A 24,397-nucleotide genomic window follows, 5' to 3' on the forward strand; every position below is an offset into this window, starting at 1 on the left:
TCCTCGCAGAACCCGGCCGAGGCCGAAATTCAATTTTTCGTCAGATTTGCCGGGGACAGCGTGCCGACCAAGGTCGGCACCCACCCGATCAGCTGTAACGCGCCTTCAGCATCGCCCAGGCCGAGCGCAGCGCCAGCGCTTCGCCACCGGCCGGACGGCCCGGGCGTTCGCCGTCGTTCCAGGCGTACACGTCCAGGTGCGCCCAGCGCTGGCTGTCTTCCAGGAAGCGCTCCAGGTACAGCGCGGCGGTCACCGAGCCGGCCATGCGCGAACCGGCATTGGCCAGGTCGGCAATGCCGCTGCTCAGATAGCGCAGGTAGGGGCGCCACAGCGGCATGCGCCAGACCGGGTCACGGGTTGCGTCGCCGGCCTGCAGCCACTGCTGCGCCACCGTGTCGTCGTTGCTGAAGAGCGCCGGCAGATCCGGACCCAGCGCGATGCGTGCGGCACCGGTGAGCGTGGCGAAATCCAGCACCAGGTCCGGCTTCTGCTCACCGGCGAAGGTCAGCGCGTCGCACAGGATCACGCGGCCTTCGGCATCGGTGTTGTCGATCTCCACGCTCAACCCCTTGCGGGTGGCGATCACTTCGCCGGGGCGGAACGCATCCGGACCGATCGCATTTTCCACCGCCGGCACCAGCAGCGTCAGCCGCACCGGCAGTCCGCGCGCCATCACCAGGCCGGCCAGGGCCAGCGCGTGCGCGGCGCCGCCCATGTCCTTCTTCATGTTGCGCATGCCGTCGGCCGGCTTGATGTCCAGGCCGCCGGTATCGAAGCACACGCCCTTGCCGACCAGCACCAGTGCCGGGTCGGTTTCCTTGCCCCAGCGCAGCACCACCAGGCGCGGCGCGCGGTGCGACGCGCGGCCCACGGCGTGGATGGCCGGGAAGTTCTGCTTCAGCAGTTCATCGCCGGTGATCGCCTCGACCTGCGCACCATGTGCATCGGCCAGTGCACGCGCGGCGTCTTCCAGCTGCTGCGGCCCCATGTCTTCGGTCGGGGTGTTGACCCAGTCGCGCACGCGCAGGCTGGCGGCGATCAGGTCGGCCACTTCGCCGGACGGTGCGGCCACCAGCTGCGCCGGGGCGCGGTTGCGCTTGCGGTAACGGTCGAAGCGGTAGCTGCCCAAGCCCCAGCCCAGCTGCAGCAGCGCCTGTTCGGCGGCAGGCAGTTCATTGGCCAGCTGCCAGACACTGCCTTCCGGCAGGGCGTGCGGCGCATGCGCATAGCTGTAGGCATCGGCGCGATCACCGACACCGATCACCGCGCCGGCCAGGCCCTCACTGCCGGGCAGCAAGGCCACGCTGTGCGCACCGGCAGTGAAACCCTGCGAGGCCAGCCAGGCCTGGGTCGCGGCCGGTTGGCCGTCCTTCCAAGCGGCGAACTGCTCGCGGTCCAGCACGTACAGCGGCAGCGCCGCGGTGGTGTCGGCGGTGAAACCAGTGATCTCGCTCATGCGTCAGGTACTCCGGGATGCGGCGGCGTCGAGGTTGGCGTCCAACCAGTCGGCCAGGCCGGTGAGGGTGTCGAACTGCAGGTCCGGCTGCAGTTTCGGATGGGTCCAGGTGGCTGCTTCGCGGTTGATCCAGCACCCGCGGAGGCCGGCGGCGATCGCCCCGGCCACGTCCATTTCGGCGTGGTCGCCGACATGCAGTACCTGTGCCGGCGCCACACCCAGGCGGGTGCAGGCGGCGTGGAAGATGCTTGCCTCCGGCTTGGCCGCGCCGTGTTCGCGCGCGCCCAGCTGGAAGGCGAAATGATGGGCCAGGCCGATCCGCTCCAGATCGGCGTTGCCGTTGCTCAGTGCTGCCACCGGCACCCGCGCGGCAATCCTCGCCAGCGCATCGATCGCATCGGGATAGCACTCGACCTGATTGCGCGCGGCGTAGAACGCTTCGTACGCCGGCTCCAGCAGATCGAGGCTGGCGCCACTGGCGTGCAGCGCTTCGTGCAGGGTCAGCCGACGCAGCGCGCTCAGGTCGTGGTGGAGGTGCGGATGGGCGTGGTACAGGCGCTCGCGCAGTTCGCGCATCGCCGCCACCGGATACATCGCGGCGGTGGCGGGGCTGTGTTCACGCATCCACTCGTGCAGGACCAGGTCGATGCGGGCGCCAATCGGAGCGAACGGCCACAGCGTGTCGTCAAGGTCGAGAGTGATGGCTTGGACGGGGAAATTCACCCCTCCATTCTACGCCTGCCCGCGCGGGCTTTCATTCCAGCAGCCGTGCCCAGCCCTGCATGCCTTCCAGCCGTGCCAGCACCAGCTTGATGCAGACCAGCAGCGGCACCGCCAGCAGCAGGCCGATCATGCCCCAGGCCCAGCCGAACACCATCAGCGCCAGGATCAGCACCAGCGGCGACAGCTTCATGCGCCGGCCCAGCACGATCGGGGTCACCATCTGCCCTTCCAGAGTGTGCAGGGCCAGGTACGCGGCCGCCGGCAGCAGCGCCTGCAGCGGGTCGCGGAATTCCACGAAGCCCATCAGCAGCATCAGTGCCACGCCGATCAGCGGACCGACGTACGGGGCAAAGTTCAGCAGCGCGGCCACCGTGCCCCACAGCAGCGCCTCCTGCAGGCTGATGCCGAGCAGCATCAGCACGCCGGCGAACACCAGCCCGACCAGGGTGTTGATCACGCTGATGGTCAGCACATAGCGCGAGACTTCGCGCTCGATCGACCGCAGGATGTCGGCGGTGAAGCGCTGCTGCTGGCGGTTCGGGAACAGCGCGATCGCCGCGCGCTGCAGGCTCTGCCCGTAGATCATGAAGAACAGGGTCAGCAGCACCACGGCCAGCACCGAGGCGGCAAGCCGTGGCGCGCGGGTCAGCATGCGGTACGGGTCGTCGAGCTGGGTGCGGATCACCTGCACCTTATGGTTGCTGTCGCCGCCGGCGACGCGCGCGAAGTTCTCCGCCGCCTGGTTGGCCTGCTGCACCGGCTTGGTCAGGTCCTGCACCTGGCGGGCGACCTTGCGCAGCTGCTGCGGGGCTTCCTGCGCCCATTCCATCGCCGGGCCGATCAATTGCACCGCCAACGAACCGGTCACGCCCAGGCCGGCGCCGAGGACCAGCAGCGCGCCCAGCGCGCGCGGAATCCACAGTTTCTGCAGCAGGCGCAGGATCGGGTTGCCGACCAGTGCGAAGAACATCGCCAGCAGCACCGGCAGGATGATGTCCTGCGCCGCCCACAGCGTGTAGCCCACCGCCAGGGTCGCCAGCACCACCAGCGACATCGGCCCGCGTGGGCGAGACGGAGGCGGCAGCGGTGCCTCCGGGTCCTGTGGATCGGCTGGTGACGGGGACAGGGAGGACTCGCTCATCGACGCATCAGCCGGAAAGGGGAGCGCATTATCCGCCGGCCGCCATCGGCGCGGCGGATTCCATGGATCAACGTTCGGACAGTTCGGTGGCCGCCTCGGCCGGGCGCGGTTCGCGCAGGTCCGGTTCCGGCTCGGGCACAGCTCGCGCCGCCGCTGCGGGCCGCGCTTCAGCGGCGGAGGCCGCTGCGTGTGCCTGTTCGCTGGCATCGCCGGCTTCTTCGGCCGCATCGTCGGCGGTGGCCGCCGCCTGCGCCGCCATCGCCGTGGCGAACGCTGCCTGCGCACTGGCGAACAGGTTCGAGACCGAACCCACCATCTGCAGCCAGCGCGCACCGTTGACCTTGCCCGGCATTTCCAGCTTGCCGGCAATGAAGCCACCGGCCAGGCCCACTACCACGATGCGTAGTGGCGACCAGCCCTGGCGCCAGACCTGGCTGAGCGTGGACCAGTGGTCCTGGGTCTCGACCAGGCGTACGGTCACCACCTGTTCGCAGCGCTTCACCCGCCGCTGCAGCGCACCGAACTTCATGGCTTGCCCTCTGGCAGCTGCACATCGGCATCGGGGTCGTCTTCGCTGGGCTCGTCGAACAGGCCCAGGCGGGACAGCTGGCGCCGGGTGGCGTGCATGCCGGTGTGGTGGAAGAAGTAGGACACCCGCCAGATCGCATAACCGGTGACGGCCAGGCTCAGCAGCGAGGTGATCAGCAGGGCCTGCAGCCAGCTCAGGCCCCAGCTCTGCAGCAGGGCGATGAGGGTGGCGGCCATCAGCAGCCAGGCCGACGCTCCGAATACGATCGCTACGCCGGCCCAGGCCAGCGCGCGGCCGAAGGCACTGCGTGCCAGCGCGAAGTCGGCCGAGGCCAACCGGCGCAGCGAACGCAGCGAGTGCTTGGCCGAGTCGGCAGCGGCACGACCGGCCGCGCCGACCTGGCGGATGCTCTCATCCAGCGGCGGGGTAGCCGCCGGATCAGGGGCTTGCGCGTTGTCTTCGCTCACGCCGCGGCTTACTTGTCGCTGCTGCCGCGGGCCAGCTTGGCGATGATCCAGCCGGCAGCGAAGGCCACGCCGAACGAGGCCAGCGGACGTTCGCGGATCAGCTCGGCGGCGCTGTCGATCAGGTCCTTGCCCTTGTCCATCAGCGCATCGACCTGCTCCTTGGCGGCGGCACCACCAAACTCGGCAGCGGCCAGGCCGGACAGCGCGCTGTCGGACAGTTCAGCCTTGACGTTGGCCTTGCCGATCCGCAGTTCGTCGGTGGCCGCACCGGTGGCGCCCTTGATCGCACCGCCGGCGGCGCTGGCGGCCTGCTTCAGGTGGGAACCGGCTTCACCCAGGTGTTCCTTCAGGTTCTCGGTATTGGTGGGGCTCATCGAATCACTCCTGTTGCGATGGGGGAACGGGCGTCGGCGGTGCCGACCTGGACTGACAGCAATAGCATTGCCGGGGTATAGGGGGTGTTACGGCAGGGCGATCAGCGCATCACGAGCTGGCCCTGCTGCTGGCCATTGTTGCGCAGCACGCGCACCACCAGGGTCGGCGGGCGCTGCTGGAAATTGGCACGCCAGCTGGCCAGGTCGGCGAATTCGCCCACGGTGGCGTCGGTGATGATGTCGCCCTGCTGCAGGCCGTTGCTGGCGGCGCGGCTGCCGCGCTTGACCTCGCTGACCAGCACGCCGCCGACGCCAGACTGCCGCAGTGACTCGGGCAGGTCGACGAAGGTCGCACCGGTCAGGCGCGGGTCCAGGCTCTCACCGGTGACCGCGCGCGCCTGTTCCTTCAGCGTCGCCTTGATCTGCAGTGGCTTGCCTTCACGGCGTACGTCCAGCGTCATCGCGCTGCCGACGGCCGCCAGGCCTTCCACGTTGTGCAGGGCCTCGGCGCTGTCCACGCGCTGGCCGTTGGCCGACACCACCACGTCGCCCGGCTTCAGCCCGGCTGCGGCAGCGGCCGAACCGGCCAGCACGCGGGTGATCAGCGCACCGCGGGTTTCGCCCAGGCCCAGGCCCTGCGCGATCTGCGCGGTCAGGTTCTGGCTTTCCACGCCCAGCGTGCCGCGCACCACAACGCCGTGCTTGACCAGCTGGTCGACCACGCTGCGCGCCAGGTTGGAAGGAATCGCCAGGCCCAGGCCGATGTTGCCGGCCATGCTGCCCTGCGGGTTGAAGCTGGCGGTATTGATGCCGACCAGCTGGCCCTGCAGGTCGACCAGCGCGCCACCGGAGTTGCCCGGATTGATCGACGCATCGGTCTGGATGAAGTTCTGGTAGCCCAGCCCGCGGATGCCGCTGCGGCCCACCGCCGAGACGATGCCGGACGTGACCGTCTGGCTGAAGCCGAACGGGTTGCCGATGGCCACCACGAAGTCGCCTACGCGCAGCTGGTCGCTGTTGCCGAGCTTGATGTCGGTCAGGTTCTGCGCCGGAATGCGGATCAGCGCGATGTCGGTATCGCGGTCCGAACCGAGGAACTCGGCCTTGACCGTGCGCCCGTCCGCCAGTGTCACCTGGACGTCATCGGCGTTGTCGATGACATGGTGGTTGGTCAGCACCAGCCCCTCCTTGGCGTCGATGATCACGCCCGAGCCCAGCGATTCGTTGATGCGTTCCTGTGGGATATCCGGGAACAGGCGGCGGAAGAACGGGTCGTTGAAGAAGGGATTGCGTACGCGAATCACCTGCTTGGTGTTGACGCTGACCACCGCCGGCATCGCCTTCTCCAGCATCGGTGCCAGCGACGGTACCGCCTGTCCGGCCACCGAGGCCGGCAACGCTGCAGTGGTCGGCAGGACCGCCGGCAGCGGCGCGGCGTCGGCACGGTTGTCCATGTGGGCGTTGATGCCGGTGGCAACGAAGCCACCGAAGGCGGCGGCGATTGCGAGCGTGAGCAGGGTAGGAAGCGGTCGCATGGGAGTCGGTTCGCTGGCGTGGGTGGGGGCGGTACGGCCCTACGGTAGAACAAGCTGAATGAGTGTGTCGCGATCTGGATAAATGCGCCATGAAAACGGGTGCCTCGAAGGGGCGAGCGCGGGGGCCAGAACGCGCTTGTGGCGACACCCGGGCAGGTGATGGGTGCGCCATTCAAGGCCAACGCGCGCCGCACTGGCGCAGGCGGATACGTGCGCAGTTCCGCGCAGGCGGGTGCCGCAATGCGCCACGACGGATGCCGGACGCTGCCTCCGTGCACGTGCGCGCGGCGACGGCCAGACAATGCTGGGTTTGCGTAGCGCAGCACTGAAAAAAAGGGGTTTGCTGCGAACCGCAGGTGGCAACAGGGGCTGCTGCGTACACCATCGGCGTCGCAACAGATGCGATTGCCGGCACATGCCCCGTTCCACGATCGTCAATGTCGGTATAGCATCGCCCCGTTTTGATACTTAAGGCCCGCAGGAGGGCAACATGAGCAACGGTAATGGTGTGTCGGTCGTGACCGACGCTGTCGAGAACGTGAAAGAAGCCGCCACCAACGTCGGCGAGACCATCGCCCACGCCGCCGAAGACGCAGTGAAGTCGGTCAAGAAGACCGTCAAGCGCGCCAGCAAGGCTGCCGGTACCCGCGTTGCCAAGGCCAAGAAGGCCGTGGCCAAGGTCGAGAAGACCGTTGCCAAGAAGGCCGAGAAGGCTGCCAAGTCGGTCGGCAAGACGGTTGCCAACGCCAGGAAGAAGCTGGAAGCGGCCAAGAAGAACGCCAAGGCCGAAGCTGCTGCCCTGAAGAAGGAAGTGGCAAAGAAGAAGGCGGCTGCGGGCAAGGCCGTGACCAAGAAGGCCGCCGCTGCCAAGAAGACCACCAAGGCCACCACCAAGGCTGCCGGCAAGAAGGTCGCCACCGTGAAGAAGGCCGCCACCAAGAAGGCTGCTGTCGCGAAGAAGACCGTTGCCAAGAAGACTGCGGCCGCCAAGAAGGTGGTTGGCAAGAAGGTCGCCACCGCCAAGAAGGCTGTGGCCAAGAAGACCGTCGCCGCCAAGAAGGCCGTGGCTGCGAAGAAGGTTGTCGGCAAGAAGGTTGCCGCCACCAGGAAGGTCGCCACCAAGAAGACTGCCGCCGCCAAGAAGGTTGTCGGCAAGAAGGCTGCTGTCGCCAAGAAGGCCGTTGCCAGGAAGACCACTGCTGCCAAGAAGACTGTCGGCAAGAAGGTCGCTGCGACCAAGAAGGTCGTCGCCAAGAAGGCTGCACCGCTGAAGAAGGTCGCCGCCAAGAAGGCTCCGGCCAAGAAGGCTGTTGCCAGGAAGGCCCCGGCCAAGGCCGTGCGCAAGGTCGCCAAGCGCAAGTAATCGCGCCGTGACCGAAGGCCCTGCCGCCCACCGGGTGGTGGGGCCTTTCGCGTTTTCGGGGCGCGGTCTGGGGCAAGATGCAGATTCTTCCCGCCGGAGCCCCAGCATGCGCGGTATCGATTTCAGTTCCTGGCAGGGTGTGCTGTCCACGTTGGCCGGCCTGGTCCTGATCACCCTGCTGGGCGTAGGCATCCGCCTGCTTGTGATGCAGACCCTGCAGCAGCGTCGCGAGCGCGAGAACCGGCAGATCAACGAGCGGCTGCGCACACTGATGGCGGCCTACAAGACCCTGGGCGGTTCATTCACTGGTGAACTGGGCGTGGATCCCAGCCATCGCCGCGATCTGCGCCAGCGCGAAGCGGCCGAAGGCATCGCCGAACCGCGTTCGGATCGAACGCGCCGCATCCGCGATGCGGTCGAGGCCGCGCTCTCGGACATCCTGTTGCTGGGCACCGACGAACAGGTGCGGCTGGCCGCCCGCGCTGCCAACGATCTTGCACAGGGGCGACCGGTGCATACCCACGAACTGGTGGTCTCGCTGCGCGACTTCGTGCGCGAAGCGCTGGATCTGGCGCCGATTCCTCCCGACCTGCGGATTCCGCCGCAGGGGCCGACCCGCCCCGCTGCCAGCGGTGGCGGCAAGGGGCGCAACGATGGCGATGCCAAGGGCGGCCGTGCGGGTGGTGGCGGAGGTGGGGGCGGCGGAATGGGCGCTGGCATGGGCGGCATGGGCCTCGGTGCCGGCGCCGCACTGGGCGCCGGCCATGCCACTGCCAGCGATGAAACGGACGCGCGCTGAGCACGTCCGCCGGGTTCAGCGGGTCAGCTCGTAGATCGGCACGAAGCCGCCGTAGATCATCCGCGCACCGTCAAACGGCATCGGATTCTTCGTTGGATCAAACCGCGGGTCTTCCATCATCTTCTTCATGCCGGCGTCGCGGGTCGGTTTGTCGGGCCATTCGATCCAGGAAAACACCACCGTCTCGTCCGGCGTGGCTTTCACCGCGCCGAAGAAATCGGTGGTCTTGCCGTGCGGCACGTCATCGCCCCAGCACTCGACCACGCGCAGTGCCCCGTACTCGATGAAGACCGGATCTCCTGTGCGTGCATGGGCGAGGAACTTCTCCTTGTTGGCGGTGGGCACCGCCAGGACGAAACCATCGATGTAGCTCATTGCCAGCCTCCGGATGGACCGTGCCACATGCACGGCCTTCAAGTACACGACGAACCAGGGGATCGGGGATCGACAGCGCTGGATCGTGAAGAAACCTGAAAATGCACGCGCGCCGCGCGCGTATGCCAGATACAGCCTGAATCAAGCCAGAAAATTCAGCAATGCGAAGACTGCTGTTTTCAGGGAGCGTTGTGGCGAATAACGGAGAATTTACATTCCCGATGCGATGGCGCCCTGGCGCTGCTGCACACCATAAGAAAGTGAAGGTGTACCCCCATGAAGAATTCGCTGATTGCTCTGGCCCTGGCCGCTGCCCTGCCGTTCACCGCCTCGGCTGCTGAAAACCTGTCCTACAACTACGCCGAAGCCAACTACGCCAAGACCGACAACGACGCGTTCAAGTCCGACGGTTGGGGCGTGAAGGGTTCGTACGGCTTCCTGCCGAACTTCCACGCTTTCGGTGAGTACAGCCGTCAGGAATTCGACCACACCAACGTCAAGCTGGACCAGTGGAAGATCGGTGCAGGCTACAACGTTGAAATCGCTCCGAGCACCGACTTCGTTGCCCGCGTTGCCTACCAGAAGCTCGACCCGAAGCACGGCCTGGACTTCAACGGCTACAGCGCTGAAGCCGGTATCCGCACCGCCTTCGGTGCCCACGCCGAGGTCTATGGCATGGTCGGCTACGAAGATTTCTCGAAGAAGCACGGCGTCAACCCGGAAGGCCAGTGGTACGGCCGCCTGGGTGGTCAGGTCAAGCTGAACCAGAACTGGGGCCTGAACGGCGAACTGAAGATGAACCGCGACGGCGACAAGGAATACACCGTCGGCCCGCGCTTCAGCTGGTAATTGCTGTTCCGGCGCGCCTGCGCGCTGGAGAAGTCTCGACAGGCCCGGCTCTTGCCGGGCCTGTTGCGTTTGTGGCGGCGCGAAACAAAATGCCGTCTGACTGGTGGTGCACGCGGGCCGAGCATTGCAAGGAATTGGATTCCGCCGCTGCGGGCACCGGCCTACGGTGGATGTTCCATGTTGCCTGGACAGGCCGCGATGCCACCGACACTCCCGCCCCTGCGGCCTGATCGGCCACGACGCCTGGCGCTGCTGGATCCGCACCCGGTACTGCGGTTGGGCGTGGAAGTTCTGCTCCGCCAACACAGTGGTGTGCAGGTGCGCGTGAGCCTGTCCAACGAGGCGCGCCTGCTGCAGTTGCTGGAGCGCAGCCCGAGGTGTGTCGACCTGCTGCTGATCGATGCGCTGCCGATGGGCGACCTGGGCGATGGGTTGGCCCTGCTGCGCGTGCTGTCACAGCGTTGGCCGGCGCTGCCGGTGCTGGTGCTCTCGGCGCACTGCAACGCCAGTACGGTGACCACCGCGATGCGAGCCGGCGCGCGCGGCTTCCTGTCCAAGTCGATGCCACCGGAGACGTTGCTGCGCGCCATTGACGTGGTCGCCCGTGGCGGCCGCTTCGTGCCACCGGAACTGCGTGAGGAGCTGAAGCTGCCACGCACACGCCGGGTATCTGCACCGGTGCTGACGCCGCTGAGCCAGCGCGAGCGTGAAGTGCTCGGGTTGGTGCTGAAGGGCGTCAGCACCAGTGAAATGGCCCTGCGCTCAGGGCGCTCGGCCAGCACCATCAGCTCGCAGAAAACGTCGGCCTACCGCAAGCTCGGCATCCGCGGGGATGGTGACCTGTTCCGCTTCCGCCACCTGCTCGAATGTGGCTGAGCGGCCTTACTCGCCCTGGTACTGCTTCTCTTCCACCAGCGCCGAACCGGCCACGCGGTTGATCTCGTTCTTCACCTGCACGCGCTCGCCATTGGTGCCATAGACACCGCGTGCCAGCTGGATGAACGCATCGTCGAACACCTGGGCCGCTTCCTTGTCGCGCAGCTGGTCCTGGATGTCCCACATGCGCTCGTTGATCGCCTTCAGCTGCTGCTTCAGCGCGTCCAATGCCGGCTGCGCCTGCAGCTGCTGCTGCAGCAAGGGCAACAGGCCATCCAGTTCGGTGCGCACGTTGGCCAGCTTGGCAGCATCATCGATGCGCTCGGCCTTGATCTCGAGAATGGTGATCTTGTCGATCAGCTCGCCGATCGATACCGGGGTCAGGATGGCGTCCACGTGGTTGGTTCCTGGAAACAAGGCGCCATGATACCGCGCGGCTGGCGCGTAGCCTCCATCGACGGGATTTACGCCGAATTTGCGCCGCAGGCCGGGCAGCACCCTCGATCCGTTACGGCGGCGCACCCGACACTGCCGTCCCGGCGGCGCGACCGCCTTCGACGAGGAACACAGTGCAGTGAACAGCAAGGGGATGATGGCGGCGCTGGTGGCCGCCCTGGCAGGGCTGCTCGGGATCGGCAGCGCGCAGGCACAGGTGCAGGCCAGTGGCAGTGCTGCATTGACCAGCGACTACGTGTGGCGTGGCAGCTCGCAGAGCGATGGCGACCCGGCGGTGCAGGCCGGCGCGAAGGTCTCGATCCCGTCGGGATGGTACGCCAGCGTGTGGGGTTCGAACGTTTCGTTCAAACCGGACAATGGCGCGCGCAGCGAGTTCGACCTGGTGGCGGGCTGGTCCGGCGCACTGGCACCGGACTGGAGCCTGGATGCCAACCTGACCCGCTACGTGTACCCGGGCACCGGCCGCACGCTCGACTGGACCGAACTCAACGCCACGTTGACCTGGAAGCAGCGTGCCTGGCTGCAGGTCGCCCATTCCAGCGATGCACTGGCCGGTGGCCATCGCGGCACCTATGCCCAGCTGGGTGTGCGTGTGCCGTTGCACGAACGCCTCCGCCTGGAAGCAGCGGTGGGCCAGTACTGGCTGGCCACCGCGCAGGGCCCGGACTACCTGCATGGGCAGCTCAGTGCCATCGCCTCGCTTACCCCGGCATGGGAACTGCGCGCCACCGTGCATGACACGGACAACGCAGCCAAGCGCCTGTTCCCCGGCAACGCCGGTGGGCGATGGGAGCTGGCGCTGCAGGGCAGCTTCTAGTCGGCCAGCGACGCCTGGCGCGCACGCAGCGCGCCGGGCAGCCACAGCAGCAGGGCCAGCACGGCCACGGCGGCACCGGCCACGCAGACGCCGGTCCAGCCGAAGCGCTGGTAGACCTGTGCAGACAGCAGCGAGCCCAGCGAGCCGCCGATGAAATAGCCGGTCATGTAGCCGGCATTGAGGCGGTTGCGTGCTGCCGGTTGCAGCGCGTAGATCAGGTTCTGGTTGCTGACGTGCAACAGCTGCGCGGCCAGATCCAGCACCACCACGCCCAGCAGCAATGCCAGCAGCGAGTGTGCGGACAGCCCCAGCGGCAGCCACGACAGCAGCAACAGCGCCAGTGCAATGGCGGTGGCACGCCCGGTCTGGCCACGGTCGGACATGCGACCAGCCAGACCCGCCGCCAGCGTGCCGGCCGCACCGACCAGCCCGAACAGGCCGATGGTGGCGTCGCTGTAGGCGTACGGCGGTTGTGCCAGCAGGAATGCGAGCGGGGTCCAGAAGATCGCGAACATGGCGAAGCTGCAGGCGCCCAGCAGCGTGCGCTGGCGCAGCACCGGTTCCTGCACGAACAGCACGCCGATCGAGCGCAGCAATGCGAAATAGCCAAGGCCGGCGCTGTGGTGGAATCGCGGCAGGCCGCGCTGCAATGCCATTGCTGTCAGCACCAGGGTGGCAGCGGCGATCGCATACACCAGGCGCCAGTCGCCCAGGCTGGAAAGCAGGCCGGCCACGGTACGCGCCAGCAGGATGCCCAGCAGCAGGCCACTCATCAATGTTCCGACCACGCGGCCGCGGTGTTCCGGCGCGGCCAGCGTGGCGGCGAACGGCACCAGTACCTGGGCCACCACCGAAAACAGGCCGGTGATCGCAGTGCCCACCAGCAACCAGGTCAGCGACGGTGCGCAGGCACTGATCACCAGTCCGCCCGCCGACAGCAGGCTCATCACCACGATCAGGCGGCGGCGTTCGAACAGGTCACCCAGCGGCACCAGCAGGATCAAGCCGGCGGCATAGCTCAGCTGCGCGGCGGTAACCACCATGCCGACCTGGCCGAACGGCACGCCGAAGGCGTCGGCGATGGTGTGCAGCAGCGGTTGCGCATAGTAGTTGCTGGCCACGGCCACGCCGGTGGCGACCGACATCAGCAGCACCTGCCAGCGGTGCAGAGGGGGAAGGGACGGGCTCACGCGATGTTCCAGGAAGCGGGGGCACAGTGTCCGCCTGCTGCGAGCATGATGGAAATGAATCATCATCATCCATGCCATCTGAAAACAAGATAGTTGTATGAACCTCAAGCAGCTCGAGTTCGCCGTGGCGCTGTCCGAAGAGGGCAATTTCACCCGTGCCGCCGAGCGCTGCCACGTGGTGCAGTCCGCGCTCAGCCACCAGATCGCCCACCTGGAACAGGAACTGGGTGCCACGCTGTTCGAGCGCCTGCCGCGCCAGGTGCGGGCCACCGCCGCCGGCGAGGCGTTGCTGGTGCACGCACGCCAGGTGCTGGCCAGCCTGCGCCACCTGCGCGCCGACGTGGCCGCCGTCAGTGGCGAAGTGCGTGGGTTGCTGGCCATCGGGCAGATTTCCTCGCTGACCGGAATCGACGTTGTGGCGATGCTGGCGGCGTTCCAGCGCGTGCACCCGCAGGTGGAGTTCCAGTTGCGCGTGGACAAGAGCGAGGACCTGATCGCGCAGGTACAGTCGCGCGCGCTGGATGTGGCACTGGTCGGCCTGGCGCCTTCGGCAGCGCTGGACGGTGTCTGCCATCAGGTGCTGCAGGAGGAGGATCTGGTAGCGGTACTGGCGCCATCGCACCGGCTGGCCGGGCGCAAGCGGCTGCCATTGGCCGCACTGCAGGATGAAGCATTGGTCGACTTCCCGCACGGCACCGGCGCACGCCGGCAGACCGATGATGCTTTTGCCGCAGCCGGACTGCCGCACGCGGTCCGTTTCGAGGTCAACCTGATGGAACTGGTCGAGCGCTTCGTCCGCCATGGGTTGGCGGTCGGCATCGTGCCGGCATTGATCGCCGATGGGTTCCAGGGCGTGGTGCAGATTCCGCTGCAGCCGACCCCGACCCGGCGCGTGCACCTGGTCTGGCAGCGCCTGCCGACACCAGCGGCGCGGGCGTTCGTCGACGCCGTGCTCAGCCGCGCAGGCGCAGGCTCAGGCCCTTGAGGAAGTTGCGCAGCATCTGGTCCAGGCAACGCCGGTAGTTGGCGTGCCCGGGTTGACGGAACAGCGCGCCCACTTCCGACTTGGAGACATTGAAACCTGCGCTGGCAAAGATCTCCATCAGGTCCACGTCGCGCAGCTGGAACGCCACGCGCAGCTTCTTCAGCACCAGGTTGTTGTCGATGCGGGTTTCCACTGCGCGCTGCGGCTGGCTCTCGTCGCGGCCACGCAGGTGCACGATCAGGCCGTCGAGGAAGTGCGCCAGCGCGCTGTCGTTCATCGCCTCGAAACCGGCTTCGTCCTCGCGGCGCAGCCAGGCCTTCACCTGCCCGGTATCCACGGCAAAGGCCGGGTCGGCCATCTGGCACAGGGCGACCACGTGCTGGTCACCCAGGTCCAGGGAATAGCGCACGCTGCGCAGGACATCATTGTTGATCATGGCCCATTGTACCGGCCCCTGGCGTGTCACCGGACTGTCATCGAACTGCAGCATCGTGAGCACTCGTTCGCTGGGACCCTTGCATGCGCCGGTATCTGTTTTCCGCACTACTGCTCGCCGGCAGCTTCGCTGCCTTTGCCCAGGACCGCTTCGTACCCGTCGAGCGGCGCCTCAGTGCATCCCAACTGGCCGAGGTCGGGCTCAGTCCAGCGCAGTTGCAGGCGTTGAACCGGGTACTGCGCGAGGCAGAGAGCACGGCCGCCGCGTCGACGGCAGCGGTGGCCCCGGTCGCTGCGCCGCTGCCTGCCAATGTGCCGGCACCGCCAGCAATGCATCTGGGCCTGGATGACGAACCGGTCAGTGCCCGTGTGGTCGGAGAGGTCGCAGGCTGGCAGCCCGGCACGCTGTTCACCCTTGATAACGGCCAGCAATGGCAGGTGATGAAGGGACAGATGAAGCTGCGCAAGGTGTTGCAGTCGCCGCAGATCGCCGTTGTTCCAGGAATTGCCGGGCGCTGGTTCCTGCAGGTCGACGAAGACCTGCCCAAGGCCAGAGTGTTTCGCGTGCGTTGAGCCGGGTGGACGACTGGACGGCGGGCACCTCAGGACGGGCCGGGAATGCCAGAATGGGCGTCCGGTTTTTCCCCCTGGAGTTGCCTGATGACCCGCACTGTCCTGATTACCGGCGCCACGTCCGGCTTCGGCGCCGCCGCCGTCCACCGCTTCGCCCAGGCCGGCTGGAAAGTGATCGCCACGGGCCGCCGCAGCGAACGCCTGCAGCCGCTGGTCGAGCGCTACGGCAAGGACGTGGTGCACGCCGCCGCCTTCGACATCCGCGATGCGGTGGCGATGGAGGCGGCCCTGCTGGCGCTGCCGCCGGCCTTTGGCGAGATCGACCTGCTGGTCAACAACGCCGGCCTGGCGCAGGGCACCGCGCCGGCACAGAGCGCCACGCTGTCGGACTGGACCACGATGATCGACACCAACATCACCGCGCTGGTGACCCTGACCCATCGCCTGCTGCCGCAGCTGGTGGAGCGCAAGGGCGCGATCATCAACATCTCGTCGGTGGCCGGCGTCTACCCGTACCCGGGGGGCAACGCCTACGGTGGCACCAAGGCCTTCGTCAGCCAGTTCTCGCTGGGCCTGCGTTCGGACCTGCACGGCACCGGCGTGCGCGTGACCACGATCGAGCCGGGCATGGCCGAAACCGAATTCACCGTGGTACGTACCCATGGCGATCAGAACGCCTCGGACAAGCTGTACAGCGGCGCCAACCCGATGACCGCCGAAGACATCGCCGAGCAGATCTTCTGGGTGGCCAGCCTGCCGCCGCACCTGAACATCAACCGGCTGGAGCTGATGCCGGTCAGCCAGTCGTTCGCCGGATTCCAGGTCGCCCGCGAGGGCTGACCGGAGTCGTAATCGCTTTTTGTAGAGTCGAGCCATGCTCGACTCTACAGAAACAAGAAAGCCGGGCACTGCCCGGCTTTTTCATTCACATCGGCAGGCTTACTGCGCCTTGATCGCCATCGCCTGCAGGCCGGTGCCATCCAGCTTCTGCTTGGCTTCGGACAACTCGCCGGCACTGCCGTACGGGCCCATGCGCACGCGGTACACGGTCTTGCCGTTGATCTGCGCCGACTCCACGCGTGCCGCCAGGCCCATCATGGCGAGCTTGGCCTTGGTGGCTTCGGCGTCACCGGAAGCACCGAAGGCTCCTGCCTGCAGGATGTAGCGGGCGTTGTCGGCGGCCGCCGGTGCAGCAGCGGATGCCGGCGGTGCCGACGCGGCGGGCGCGCTTTCCGCGCGCGGCGCTGGAGTGGCGGCCGCCGTGCTGGCCGACGGGGTTGCCGCGGTCGGGCGCTCGTTCAGCGGTGCCGGCAGCGGACGGTTGGTCGCGGTTACCGGCGCAGTGCTTGCGACGCTGGCCGTTGCGGTCGGTGCCGGCGTGGCCGTACTGGCCGGCGGTACCGGCTTGCCCTCCAGCGCGGCCTGCGCGCGCGACGCTTCGGCCTTGGCCCGGCGCTGATCCTCGGCGCGCGCGCTGGCGGCCAGTTCGGCGTCGGACATTTCCACTTCCTTGCCCGGCAGCAGGGTGTAGAAGTCGTACTGCGTCGCGGCGGGCTTCTCCGGTTCGGCCGGCTTCGGCGTGGCCGGCTGCGCGGCCGGCTGGCTGCCGACATCGCTGTCGGCATCAGCGACCGGGGCCGGCTGCGCGTTCGGGTTCGGCTGCGGACCGGCACGCAGGAAGCCATCGCCTTCGCCCTTGAACAGGTTCGGCGCCGCCAGGAACACCACGGCGGCGATCGCCACACCGGCCACCAGCCACACCCATCCGGGGGTGCCCTGGCTGCTGCTGTTGCGTCGTGCCTGGGTTTTGCCGCGTCGTGCTGCCATGTGTACTGCGTCTCCTGATGCTTACATTTTTTCCGGGGCACTCACGCCCAGGAGTTCGAGGCCGTTGGCCAGCACCTGGCGCGCCGCGCAGGCCAGGGTCAGCTTGGCGTTGCGATCGGTGGCGTCGTCCACCAGCACCGGCGTCCCGTGATACCACGTGTGGAAGGCATGCGCCAATTCACGCAGGTACTGCGCCACCAGGTGCGGCTCCAGCGCCACGCCGGCCGCTTCCACCACTTCCGGATACCGCGAGATCTCGTTCATCAGCCCCAGCGAGGCATCGTCGGCCAGGCGGCCCAGATTGGCCAGGCCATTGCCCTGCTCGTACACAAGACCCTTTTCCTGGGCCTGGCGCAGCAGGCTGCAGACGCGGGCGTGCGCGTACTGCACGTAGAACACCGGATTGTCGTTGCTCTGCTGGCGGGCCAGGTCGATGTCGAAGGTCAGCTGCGAATCGGGCTTGCGCGCGATCAGGAACCAGCGGGTCGCATCGCGGCCGGCCTCCTCGATCAGGTCGCGCAGGGTGAAATAACTGCCGGCACGCTTGGACAGCTTCACTTCCTCGCCGCCGCGCATGACGGTGACCATCTGGTGCAGCACGTATTCCGGCCAGCCCTGCGGGATGCCCACTTCCAGCGCCTGCAGGCCGGCGCGTACGCGCGCCAGCGAGCCGTGGTGATCGGCACCCAGTTCGGTGATCGCGCGCTCGTAGCCGCGCTGCCACTTGGACAGGTGGTAGGCCACGTCCGGTACGAAGTAGGTGAAGGTGCCGTCGGACTTGCGCATCACGCGGTCCTTGTCGTCACCGAAATCGGTGCTGCGCAACCACAGCGCGCCGCCTTCCTCGTAGGTGTGCCCGGAGGCCTGCAGCTTGGCCACGGCCTCGGCGACCTTGCCATCGGTGTACAGCGAGCTTTCCAGGAAGTAGATGTCGAAGTCGACGCCGAAGGCGGCCAGGTCCAGGTTCTGCTCGTTGCGCAGGTAGGCCACGGCGAAGCGACGGATCGACTGCATGTCGTCCGGGTCCTTGGCGCCGACCACCAGCGTGCCTTCCAGGTCAACGCTGGCGCCGGCCATGTAGGCGCGGGCAACATCGGCGATGTATTCGCCGCGGTAGCCGCCTTCCGGCCAGCCTTCCTGGTCCGGCGCAATGCCCTTCACGCGGGCCTGCACCGACAGCGCCAGGTTCTCGATCTGCACGCCGGCGTCGTTGTAGTAGAACTCGCGCTTGGCGTTCCAGCCGTTGGCATCGAGCACGCGGGCCACGCAGTCGCCGATCGCCGCCGCGCGGCCATGGCCGACATGCAGCGGGCCGGTCGGGTTGGCCGACACGTACTCCACGCCCACCGTGCGGCCGTTGCCGGACAGGTTGCGGCCGTAGTCGTGGGCTTCCTTGATGACCGACGCGGCTTCGCGCTGGTACGCAGCCGGAGCCAGGTGGAAGTTGATGAAGCCGGGGCCGGCGATCTCGACCTTGCTGACGTCCTCGCTGCGCGGCAGCGCCTCGACCAGCGCCTGAGCCAGTGCGCGCGGATTGCTGCGCGCGGCCTTGGCCAGCAGCATCGCGGCGTTGGTGGCGAAGTCGCCATGGTCACGGGTCTTCGGGCGCTCGACCACGAAGTCCGGCGGCAGGGAGTCGGCGGGCAGGGTGCCATTGGCGCGCAAGGCTTCGATGCCTTGGCTGATCAGGGCGCGGAGGAGATTTTTCACGAGGCCTGCTGTGAGAATGAGCGGCGGAATCGCCCATTTTAGCGCAGATACCCGCGCCCACGCTGACCAGAACATGCCTGCGGGGGTACCTGCCCGGCCCTGGTCAGGCCCGCTCAGCCGAACAGGCGTGGCTGGGGCGGGGACAGCAGGCCCCGTTCAGCAAACGAAACGGGGCGGCCTTCGCCGACCACGAAGTGGTCCAGCAGGCGTACGTCCACCAGTGCCAACGCCTGCTGCAGTTCATCGGTGATCCGGGTATCGGCGCCGGAGGGTTCCGGGTCGCCGGAGGGGTGGTTGTGGCTGAGGATCACCGCTGCCGCATTGTGCAGCAGGGCTCGCCGCACCACCTCGCGGGGGTAGACCGGGGCGGCATTGATGGTGCCCTGGAACAGTTCCTCGCAGGCGATCAGCCGGTGGCGGTTGTCCAGGAACAGCGCCATGAAGATCTCGCGGGCCTGGCCGCGCAGGCGGTGCTGCAGGTAGCGGCCGACCGCTGCCGGGTTGTTGCCGACCGCCTCGCCCTGCTGAAGCTCGGCGGCCAGGTAGCGATGGGCCAGTTCCAGGCCGGCGGCCAGTGCACAGCTTCGTGCCGGCCCCAGCCCCGGCAACCGGGCCAGCTCGCGGGCCGGGCGGTCCAGCAGCACGCGCAGCGGGCCATGCGCCTGCAGCAGGTCGCGGGCGGTCTGCACCGCGTCGCGTCCACCGAAGCCGGAGCCGAGAAACAGCGCCAGCAGCTCTGCGTCGGACAACGTGGCGGGGCCGCGGGCGATCAGCTTCTCGCGGGGACGTTCCTGCTCGGGCCAGTCATGGATGGGCATGCCTGCATCATCGCCAGCGCGGGTGATGCGTCCCATCAGGGCAGGGCGCACGCCCGGGTAGGCTGTTGCCTCAGTCGCGTCGCGACTGCAGATAGGCGAACAGCTCCTGGTTGTTCTGCAGCCCCAGCTTGCGCTTGGCTTCGGCCTTCTGCCGGCTGATCGTTTTCGGGCTGCGGCCGCAGTGGACGGCGATGGCGTTCACTTTCAGCCCGGCGGCCAACAGGTCCAGCACTTCCTGTTCGCGGGCCGACAGCGCCGCCGGCTCACGCGCGAACATCAGGTCGCGCGCCTGCAGGTGGTCGCGCAGCTGCTGCGAGACGAACACCTGCCCAGCCATGGCCGCGTTCAGGGCCTGCGGCAACTCGCCGAAATCGGCGCACTTGTCGACCAGGCCACTGACACCTTCACGCAGCAGGCCATCGAGCAGGCCGGGGTGACGGGCGCCGGTAAGCACCACCACGGGCATGCCCGGGTGGCGTTCGCGCAGCTCAGCGATCAGTTCCGGGCCATCCGGGCCGGTGCCCGGCATGGAGAGGTCGGTCAGCACCGCGTCGCAGCCGTGGTGCTCGACCAGCTGCAGCAGCTGGGCGCCGTCACGCGCGCTGCCGACGACCTCCATCAGATGGGTCTGCAGCACGATGCGGATGCCGTGCAGGACGACGGGATGGTCGTCGGCGATGATGATGCGCGGGTGCACGCGGAATCCTCGAAAAGCGAAGCGGCACACCTGCGGTGGCCACTGATGATTCTGCAAACGTGGCCGGCCAACAGGTATAGGAAAGTTCCGAATCGCAGTGTCTTGAACCCCGGAAGCGTTGTGGCGCAAGTCCCATCTGCTGATAGCCGCCCGCTATGTGTGCCGTGTACCGGGACATTGCCGACCATCGGGTAAGCTAATGCCCTCGTTTGCACAGGAATTCCAGGTGGCTGACTCCCCCAACGCTTCCCCCGCGCCGGCCCGCGCGCTGGAAGGCCAGAAACTGCTGTTGTGCGTCGGAGGCGGGATCGCGGCCTACAAGGCCCTGGAGCTGGTGCGGCGCCTGCGCGATGCCGGTGCCCAGGTGCAGGTGGCGATGACCGCCGGTGCCCAGCAGTTCGTCACTCCGCTCAGCTTCCAGGCCCTGTCCGGGCAGCCGACCCGCACCACGCTGTGGGACAGCGCCGCCGAGCAGGCCATGGGCCACATCGAGCTGGCCCGCTGGGCCGACCGCATCGTGGTCGCGCCGGGTACCGCCGATCTGCTGGCGCGGCTGGCCCAGGGCCATGCCGATGACCTGGTCAGCACCCTGTGCCTGGCCAGCACCGCACCGCTGACGATCTGCCCGGCAATGAACCACCGGATGTGGCTGCATCCGGCTACCCAGGCCAACATCGCCCTGCTGCGCCAGCGCGGTGCGCAGGTGATCGGCCCGGTCGATGGCCCGCTGGCCGAAGGTGAATCCGGTCCCGGCCGGCTGGCTGAACCGGGCGACATCGTGGCCGCGCTGGTGGCCAATGGCGGTACCGCTGCGACGGTTGCCGCGCCGGAAACCCGTGCCCTGCAGGGCTTGCGCCTGCTGATCAGTGCCGGCCCGACCTACGAAGACATCGATCCGGTGCGCTACGTCGGCAACCGCAGCAGCGGCAAGATGGGCTTTGCCCTGGCCGCTGCCGCCGCCGCGCTGGGTGCGCACGTGGTGCTGGTCAGCGGCCCGGTCCAGCTGCCGACGCCACCGGGCGTGCAGCGCATCGACGTGCGCTCGGCCGCGCAGATGCGCGATGCCGTACTGAAGTCGCTGCCCGCCGACATCTATATCGGTGCCGCCGCAGTGTCCGACTACACCCCGCGCCAGGTCGCCGCGCAGAAGCTGAAGAAGACCGCCGACAGCCAGTCGCTGGTGATCGAGCTGGTGCGCACGCCGGACATCCTGGCCGAAGTCGCCGCGCAGACGCAGTCGCTGAAGCTGGTGGTCGGCTTTGCCGCCGAGACCCACGACGTGGAGAAATATGCACGCGGCAAGCTGATCGACAAGCGCCTGGACCTGGTGATCGCCAACCAGGTCGGCATCAGTGGCGGTGGTTTCGAGAGCGACAACAATGCCGCCACGGCCTTCTGGCAGGACGGTGAACAGGTATTCCCGGCCACGTCCAAGCGCGAACTGGCCGAACAACTGCTGGCGCTGATCGCGCGGAGACTCCAGGCATGACCCAGGCATCCCTTTCCCGGCCGCTGCAGGTCAAGCTGCTCGATCCGCGCTTTGGCGACAGCTGGCCGCTGCCGGCCTACGCCACCGAAGCCAGCGCCGGCATGGACCTGCGCGCGGCGCTGGATACCGCACTGACCCTGCAGCCGGGCGACACCGCGCTGGTGCCCAGCGGCCTGGCCATCCACATTGCCGACCCGAACCTGTGCGCGGTGATCCTGCCGCGTTCGGGGCTGGGCCATCGGCACGGCATCGTGCTGGGCAATGGCACCGGCCTGATCGATGCCGACTACCAGGGGCCGCTGCTGATCAGCGTCTGGAACCGTGGCCGCGAGGCCTTCACCATCGAGCCCGGCGATCGCATCGCGCAGCTGGTGGTGGTTCCGATTGCCCGCGTCAGCCTGCAGGTGGTGGATACTTTCACCGACAGCGTGCGGGGCACGGGTGGATTCGGCCATACCGGGGTGCGTTGACAGGGGACATCGATGAGCGGCATCGGGGAAGGACAGCGGGGACGGTCGTTGGGTCGCAGTGCACCACTACTGGGGGTGCTGCTGATCCTGCTGGCCGGCTGGTTCGGATGGAGCGCGGTGCAGCAATGGCGGCAGGAGGCCAACGGCCAGGCGCTGGAAGAAGCGCGCGACCAGGCCGTGCAGGGCCTGCAGCAGGCCGCTGCAGGCCAGTTGCAGCAGCTGCAGCAGCAGTTGAAGAACGATCGCGTGCAGCAGGCGCTGCAGGCCGGCGATGCCGCTGCAGCGGCGCTGGCCGTGCGCGAGAGCTGGACCGGGGTTGAGCAGGTCGAGGTGCTGACGGCCGATCTGGCCAACGCCTATGCCGATCCGGCCACCTTCGGGTATGCACGCCTGGCCCTGCTGGAAGCGGCGGTGGCTGAGGGCAAACCCAGCCTGCGCGTCGTCCGCGATGGTGGCAGCAATCGCCTGGGCCTGGCTGCGCCAGTGCAGCTGGGCAGCCTGGGGCCGGCCGTGATCTATGTCCGCCAACCGCTGCTGCGGCTGACCTCGCCGCTGGACCAGGTGCGTGCGCCGTCCGCAGGCTTCCTTGGCCTGCGCCAGGGTGGCTTCGATCTGGTCACCCAGGGCGACGCGGGCCTGTCCGAAAGCGCCGAAGCGCTGGCGCGCCCGGTTGCAGGCACGCCGCTGCGACTGGTCGCGTCGGTACCGAATGTCGACGCCGGTCCGCTGGGCCTGGGCGCGCTGGCCAGCGCCATTGTGGCGTTGCTGCTGGCGTTCATTGCCGTGTTGCTGGTGGTGGGACGTGACCGACTGCCGAAGTCGCTGCCCTTGCCACGCCGCGCCGCAGCGTCCGAGGCCGACCATGGCCCGACCCTGAGCGAGAGCCTGCAGCAGGCGCCGCCACCCGTGGCCGCTATGACCGGCAGTGGCGATGCCGCGCCACCGCCGCCACCGCCGGTGCCGGCCGAGGAGCTGGCCGCCGGCATCTTCCGCGCTTATGACATCCGCGGCGTGGTGGGCAGTGAACTGACACCGAAGACCGCGGCGCAGATCGGCCAGGCCATCGGCACCGTGGCACTGGAGCAGGGCCTGCGCGAGGTGGTGATCGGTCGCGATGGCCGCCTGTCCGGTCCCGAGCTGACGGCCGGGCTGGCCGAGGGCCTGCGCCGTGCCGGCTGCGCGGTGATCGACATCGGCCTGGCGCCGACACCGCTGGTGTACTACGCCGCCTTCCATCTGCGTACCGGCACCTGCGTGGCAGTCACCGGCAGCCACAATCCGCCCGAGTACAACGGCTTCAAGGTGGTCATTGGCGGCGAGACGCTGTCCGGCGATGCCATCACCGATCTCTACCAGCGCATCGTCGAGGGCCGCCTGGTGCAGGCCGCCGAGCCCGGTGACTACCAGCAGCGCGATGTCAGTGCCGACTACATCCAGCGCATCGCCGATGACGTGCAGCTGGACCGCCCACTGAAGGTCGTGGCCGATGCCGGCAATGGCGTGGCCGGCGCACTGGCGCCGCAGCTGCTGGAAGCGATCGGCGCCGACGTCATTCCGCTGTACTGCGATGTCGACGGCACCTTCCCCAACCATCATCCCGACCCGAGCGAACCGGCCAACCTGGAAGACCTGGTGCAGACGGTCAAGCGCTTTGGCGCCGATCTCGGCGTGGCCTTCGATGGCGACGGCGACCGGCTGGGCGTGGTGACCGGCGAAGGCCGGATCATCTACGCCGATCGCCTGCTGATGCTGTTCGCTGCCGATGTGTTGATGCGCAATCCGGGCGCGATGGTGATCTACGACGTGAAGTGCACCGGCAAGCTGTCCGACCATGTGCTGCGCAACGGTGGCAGCCCGCTGATGTGGAAGACCGGGCATTCGCTGATGAAGGCGAAGATGCGCGAGACCGATGCCGAGCTGGCCGGCGAGATGAGCGGCCACTTCTTCTTCAAGGAACGCTGGTTCGGTTTCGACGACGGTCTGTACGCCGCTGCGCGATTGCTGGAGATCCTGGCCCAGCGCGAGGAAACCCCGGACGAGGTGCTGGGCGAACTGCCGGAAATGGTCGCCACGCCGGAGCTGAAGGTACCGGTGGCCGACGGGACGCCGCATGCCCTGGTGGCGATGCTGGTGGCGGCGGCGCAGTCGCCGGACAACCCGTATGTGGGTGGCCGCCTGTCGACCATCGATGGGCTGCGCGTGGACTTCGCCGATGGCTGGGGCCTGGTGCGTGCCTCCAATACCACGCCGGTGCTGGTGCTGCGGTTCGAAGGCAACGACGAGGCCGCACTGGAACGCATCCAGGCCCTGTTCCGCAGCCAGCTGCAACCAGTGCTGGGCGACACCCCGCTGGGGTTCTGACCCCTTTGGAAGCTGCAGCAGAATGGGTAGTGCCGGCCGCTGGCCGGCAAGCCCATGAACCTCACACACCCTGCAGTTGGCG

Annotated in this window: 26 protein-coding genes; 11 read left to right on the top strand and 15 right to left on the bottom strand. The window is 67.8% G+C overall.

The window, feature by feature from the left end; all coding sequences use genetic code 11:
- Positions 1–88 precede the first annotated feature (88 nt).
- From WDC87_RS13760 to WDC87_RS13790, 7 genes are all read right to left on the bottom strand, one after another.
- Complete coding sequence (locus WDC87_RS13760; RefSeq protein WP_072168717.1) at positions 89–1,456, bottom strand: M17 family metallopeptidase; 1,368 nt, start codon at positions 1,454–1,456, stop codon at positions 89–91.
- 3 nt (positions 1,457–1,459) lie between these two features.
- Entirely contained in the window at positions 1,460–2,179 is a 720-nt protein-coding gene (locus WDC87_RS13765; protein ID WP_053499497.1) for an HAD-IA family hydrolase, read from the bottom strand.
- A gap of 31 nt (positions 2,180–2,210) precedes the next feature.
- The gene (locus WDC87_RS13770) at positions 2,211–3,320 is read right to left on the bottom strand and encodes an AI-2E family transporter (RefSeq protein ID WP_252745523.1); all 1,110 of its coding nucleotides are present in this window, start codon (positions 3,318–3,320) and stop codon (positions 2,211–2,213) included.
- A 67-nt stretch (positions 3,321–3,387) separates the two neighbouring features.
- The gene (locus WDC87_RS13775) at positions 3,388–3,849 is read right to left on the bottom strand and encodes a protein sip-5 (RefSeq protein WP_252745522.1); all 462 of its coding nucleotides are present in this window, start codon (positions 3,847–3,849) and stop codon (positions 3,388–3,390) included.
- The gene (locus WDC87_RS13780; protein ID WP_004153834.1) at positions 3,846–4,316 is read right to left on the bottom strand and encodes a phage holin family protein; all 471 of its coding nucleotides are present in this window, start codon (positions 4,314–4,316) and stop codon (positions 3,846–3,848) included. Before WDC87_RS13780 ends, WDC87_RS13775 begins: the two co-directional genes overlap by 4 nt.
- An 8-nt stretch (positions 4,317–4,324) precedes the next feature.
- Complete coding sequence (locus WDC87_RS13785) at positions 4,325–4,690, bottom strand: hypothetical protein (RefSeq protein ID WP_010486932.1); 366 nt, start codon at positions 4,688–4,690, stop codon at positions 4,325–4,327.
- Between the two features lie 101 nt (positions 4,691–4,791).
- Positions 4,792–6,225, bottom strand: coding sequence for a Do family serine endopeptidase (locus tag WDC87_RS13790; protein ID WP_252745521.1), 1,434 nt, complete (start codon positions 6,223–6,225; stop codon positions 4,792–4,794).
- Between the two features lie 490 nt (positions 6,226–6,715).
- On the opposite strand from WDC87_RS13790, the gene WDC87_RS13795 reads away from it, so the two are divergent.
- Together WDC87_RS13795 and WDC87_RS13800 are read left to right on the top strand one after the other, a co-directional pair.
- Entirely contained in the window at positions 6,716–7,588 is an 873-nt protein-coding gene (locus tag WDC87_RS13795) for a histone (protein ID WP_227836905.1), read from the top strand.
- Between the two features lie 106 nt (positions 7,589–7,694).
- On the top strand, positions 7,695–8,387 hold the full coding sequence (locus tag WDC87_RS13800; RefSeq protein WP_072168713.1) for a hypothetical protein: 693 nt from the start codon (positions 7,695–7,697) through the stop codon (positions 8,385–8,387).
- A gap of 15 nt (positions 8,388–8,402) precedes the next feature.
- Here the strand turns inward: WDC87_RS13800 and WDC87_RS13805 are convergent, their stop codons facing one another.
- Positions 8,403–8,762 carry a DUF1428 domain-containing protein gene (locus tag WDC87_RS13805; RefSeq protein WP_049414306.1) on the bottom strand — a complete coding sequence of 120 codons (360 nt, stop codon included), beginning with the start codon at positions 8,760–8,762 and terminating at the stop codon, positions 8,403–8,405.
- Between the two features lie 276 nt (positions 8,763–9,038).
- Here WDC87_RS13805 and WDC87_RS13810 point away from each other — a divergent pair, with 276 nt between their 5' ends.
- On the top strand, positions 9,039–9,611 hold the full coding sequence (locus WDC87_RS13810; RefSeq protein WP_072168711.1) for an Ax21 family protein: 573 nt from the start codon (positions 9,039–9,041) through the stop codon (positions 9,609–9,611).
- 177 nt (positions 9,612–9,788) lie between these two features.
- The gene (locus tag WDC87_RS13815; protein ID WP_111007699.1) at positions 9,789–10,487 is read left to right on the top strand and encodes a response regulator transcription factor; all 699 of its coding nucleotides are present in this window, start codon (positions 9,789–9,791) and stop codon (positions 10,485–10,487) included.
- A 6-nt stretch (positions 10,488–10,493) separates the two neighbouring features.
- Here the strand turns inward: WDC87_RS13815 and WDC87_RS13820 are convergent, their stop codons facing one another.
- Positions 10,494–10,883: a DUF6165 family protein gene (locus tag WDC87_RS13820; protein ID WP_049414316.1), complete on the bottom strand. Its 390-nt coding sequence runs from the start codon at positions 10,881–10,883 to the stop codon at positions 10,494–10,496.
- Between the two features lie 178 nt (positions 10,884–11,061).
- Here WDC87_RS13820 and WDC87_RS13825 point away from each other — a divergent pair, with 178 nt between their 5' ends.
- Positions 11,062–11,760 carry a TorF family putative porin gene (locus tag WDC87_RS13825; RefSeq protein ID WP_088497609.1) on the top strand — a complete coding sequence of 233 codons (699 nt, stop codon included), beginning with the start codon at positions 11,062–11,064 and terminating at the stop codon, positions 11,758–11,760.
- Here the strand turns inward: WDC87_RS13825 and WDC87_RS13830 are convergent.
- Positions 11,757–12,905, bottom strand: coding sequence for an MFS transporter (locus WDC87_RS13830; protein WP_219629302.1), 1,149 nt, complete (start codon positions 12,903–12,905; stop codon positions 11,757–11,759). The two genes, WDC87_RS13825 and WDC87_RS13830, sit on opposite strands and share 4 nt — an antisense overlap.
- 142 nt (positions 12,906–13,047) lie before the next feature.
- On the opposite strand from WDC87_RS13830, the gene WDC87_RS13835 reads away from it, so the two are divergent.
- Positions 13,048–13,935, top strand: coding sequence for a LysR family transcriptional regulator (locus tag WDC87_RS13835; RefSeq protein ID WP_088497607.1), 888 nt, complete (start codon positions 13,048–13,050; stop codon positions 13,933–13,935).
- Here the strand turns inward: WDC87_RS13835 and WDC87_RS13840 are convergent.
- Positions 13,904–14,371, bottom strand: coding sequence for a DUF1456 family protein (locus WDC87_RS13840; RefSeq protein WP_005420526.1), 468 nt, complete (start codon positions 14,369–14,371; stop codon positions 13,904–13,906). The two genes, WDC87_RS13835 and WDC87_RS13840, sit on opposite strands and share 32 nt — an antisense overlap.
- A gap of 83 nt (positions 14,372–14,454) precedes the next feature.
- On the opposite strand from WDC87_RS13840, the gene WDC87_RS13845 reads away from it, so the two are divergent.
- Together WDC87_RS13845 and WDC87_RS13850 are read left to right on the top strand one after the other, a co-directional pair.
- Entirely contained in the window at positions 14,455–14,943 is a 489-nt protein-coding gene (locus WDC87_RS13845) for a hypothetical protein (protein WP_072168706.1), read from the top strand.
- Between the two features lie 87 nt (positions 14,944–15,030).
- Positions 15,031–15,783: an SDR family NAD(P)-dependent oxidoreductase gene (locus WDC87_RS13850; RefSeq protein WP_005420523.1), complete on the top strand. Its 753-nt coding sequence runs from the start codon at positions 15,031–15,033 to the stop codon at positions 15,781–15,783.
- A gap of 99 nt (positions 15,784–15,882) precedes the next feature.
- On the opposite strand, the gene WDC87_RS13855 is transcribed toward WDC87_RS13850, so the two are convergent.
- The 4 genes from WDC87_RS13855 to WDC87_RS13870 form a co-directional block, all read right to left on the bottom strand.
- Positions 15,883–16,770, bottom strand: coding sequence for an SPOR domain-containing protein (locus tag WDC87_RS13855; RefSeq protein ID WP_088497606.1), 888 nt, complete (start codon positions 16,768–16,770; stop codon positions 15,883–15,885).
- A gap of 21 nt (positions 16,771–16,791) precedes the next feature.
- Positions 16,792–18,480: an arginine--tRNA ligase gene (gene argS, locus WDC87_RS13860; RefSeq protein ID WP_072168704.1), complete on the bottom strand. Its 1,689-nt coding sequence runs from the start codon at positions 18,478–18,480 to the stop codon at positions 16,792–16,794.
- A gap of 113 nt (positions 18,481–18,593) precedes the next feature.
- Positions 18,594–19,298 (bottom strand): DNA repair protein RadC, encoded by a 705-nt coding sequence (gene radC, locus WDC87_RS13865; protein WP_014035697.1) that lies wholly within the window; start codon positions 19,296–19,298, stop codon positions 18,594–18,596.
- Between the two features lie 70 nt (positions 19,299–19,368).
- Complete coding sequence (locus WDC87_RS13870; RefSeq protein WP_072168702.1) at positions 19,369–19,995, bottom strand: response regulator transcription factor; 627 nt, start codon at positions 19,993–19,995, stop codon at positions 19,369–19,371.
- Positions 19,996–20,194: 199 nt separating this feature from the next.
- Between WDC87_RS13870 and coaBC the strand changes: the two genes are divergently transcribed.
- From coaBC to WDC87_RS13885, 3 genes are read left to right on the top strand one after another with little or no spacing between them, the layout of a single operon-like run.
- Positions 20,195–21,484: a bifunctional phosphopantothenoylcysteine decarboxylase/phosphopantothenate--cysteine ligase CoaBC gene (gene coaBC, locus WDC87_RS13875; RefSeq protein ID WP_061478746.1), complete on the top strand. Its 1,290-nt coding sequence runs from the start codon at positions 20,195–20,197 to the stop codon at positions 21,482–21,484.
- The gene (gene dut / locus WDC87_RS13880) at positions 21,481–21,954 is read left to right on the top strand and encodes a dUTP diphosphatase (protein WP_061478745.1); all 474 of its coding nucleotides are present in this window, start codon (positions 21,481–21,483) and stop codon (positions 21,952–21,954) included. The genes coaBC and dut overlap by 4 nt, the downstream gene beginning before the upstream one ends.
- Before the next feature lie 12 nt (positions 21,955–21,966).
- Complete coding sequence (locus tag WDC87_RS13885; RefSeq protein WP_252744766.1) at positions 21,967–24,315, top strand: phosphomannomutase/phosphoglucomutase; 2,349 nt, start codon at positions 21,967–21,969, stop codon at positions 24,313–24,315.
- Positions 24,316–24,397 lie beyond the last annotated feature (82 nt).

Origin of the sequence: Stenotrophomonas maltophilia group sp. Smal12 (assembly GCF_037079935.1) — a bacterium.
In the GTDB taxonomy this organism is placed as follows: Bacteria; Pseudomonadota; Gammaproteobacteria; order Xanthomonadales; family Xanthomonadaceae; genus Stenotrophomonas; species Stenotrophomonas sepilia.

What these genes read in the sequence shown, in the direction of transcription:
- WDC87_RS13760 (WP_072168717.1), bottom strand. Translation starts at nt 1,456, where the DNA reads ATGAGCGAGATCACTGGTTTCACCGCCGACACCACCGCGGCGCTGCCG.
- WDC87_RS13770 (WP_252745523.1), bottom strand. Translation starts at nt 3,320, where the DNA reads ATGAGCGAGTCCTCCCTGTCCCCGTCACCAGCCGATCCACAGGACCCG.
- WDC87_RS13775 (WP_252745522.1), bottom strand. Translation starts at nt 3,849, where the DNA reads ATGAAGTTCGGTGCGCTGCAGCGGCGGGTGAAGCGCTGCGAACAGGTG.
- WDC87_RS13785 (WP_010486932.1), bottom strand. Translation starts at nt 4,690, where the DNA reads ATGAGCCCCACCAATACCGAGAACCTGAAGGAACACCTGGGTGAAGCC.
- WDC87_RS13790 (WP_252745521.1), bottom strand. Translation starts at nt 6,225, where the DNA reads ATGCGACCGCTTCCTACCCTGCTCACGCTCGCAATCGCCGCCGCCTTC.
- WDC87_RS13795 (WP_227836905.1), top strand. Translation starts at nt 6,716, where the DNA reads ATGAGCAACGGTAATGGTGTGTCGGTCGTGACCGACGCTGTCGAGAAC.
- WDC87_RS13800 (WP_072168713.1), top strand. Translation starts at nt 7,695, where the DNA reads ATGCGCGGTATCGATTTCAGTTCCTGGCAGGGTGTGCTGTCCACGTTG.
- WDC87_RS13805 (WP_049414306.1), bottom strand. Translation starts at nt 8,762, where the DNA reads ATGAGCTACATCGATGGTTTCGTCCTGGCGGTGCCCACCGCCAACAAG.
- WDC87_RS13810 (WP_072168711.1), top strand. Translation starts at nt 9,039, where the DNA reads ATGAAGAATTCGCTGATTGCTCTGGCCCTGGCCGCTGCCCTGCCGTTC.
- WDC87_RS13815 (WP_111007699.1), top strand. Translation starts at nt 9,789, where the DNA reads ATGTTGCCTGGACAGGCCGCGATGCCACCGACACTCCCGCCCCTGCGG.
- WDC87_RS13830 (WP_219629302.1), bottom strand. Translation starts at nt 12,905, where the DNA reads ATGTCGGTCGCCACCGGCGTGGCCGTGGCCAGCAACTACTATGCGCAA.
- WDC87_RS13835 (WP_088497607.1), top strand. Translation starts at nt 13,048, where the DNA reads ATGAACCTCAAGCAGCTCGAGTTCGCCGTGGCGCTGTCCGAAGAGGGC.
- WDC87_RS13840 (WP_005420526.1), bottom strand. Translation starts at nt 14,371, where the DNA reads ATGATCAACAATGATGTCCTGCGCAGCGTGCGCTATTCCCTGGACCTG.
- WDC87_RS13845 (WP_072168706.1), top strand. Translation starts at nt 14,455, where the DNA reads ATGCGCCGGTATCTGTTTTCCGCACTACTGCTCGCCGGCAGCTTCGCT.
- WDC87_RS13850 (WP_005420523.1), top strand. Translation starts at nt 15,031, where the DNA reads ATGACCCGCACTGTCCTGATTACCGGCGCCACGTCCGGCTTCGGCGCC.
- WDC87_RS13855 (WP_088497606.1), bottom strand. Translation starts at nt 16,770, where the DNA reads ATGGCAGCACGACGCGGCAAAACCCAGGCACGACGCAACAGCAGCAGC.
- radC (WP_014035697.1), bottom strand. Translation starts at nt 19,298, where the DNA reads ATGCCCATCCATGACTGGCCCGAGCAGGAACGTCCCCGCGAGAAGCTG.
- coaBC (WP_061478746.1), top strand. Translation starts at nt 20,195, where the DNA reads ATGCCCTCGTTTGCACAGGAATTCCAGGTGGCTGACTCCCCCAACGCT.
- dut (WP_061478745.1), top strand. Translation starts at nt 21,481, where the DNA reads ATGACCCAGGCATCCCTTTCCCGGCCGCTGCAGGTCAAGCTGCTCGAT.
- WDC87_RS13885 (WP_252744766.1), top strand. Translation starts at nt 21,967, where the DNA reads ATGAGCGGCATCGGGGAAGGACAGCGGGGACGGTCGTTGGGTCGCAGT.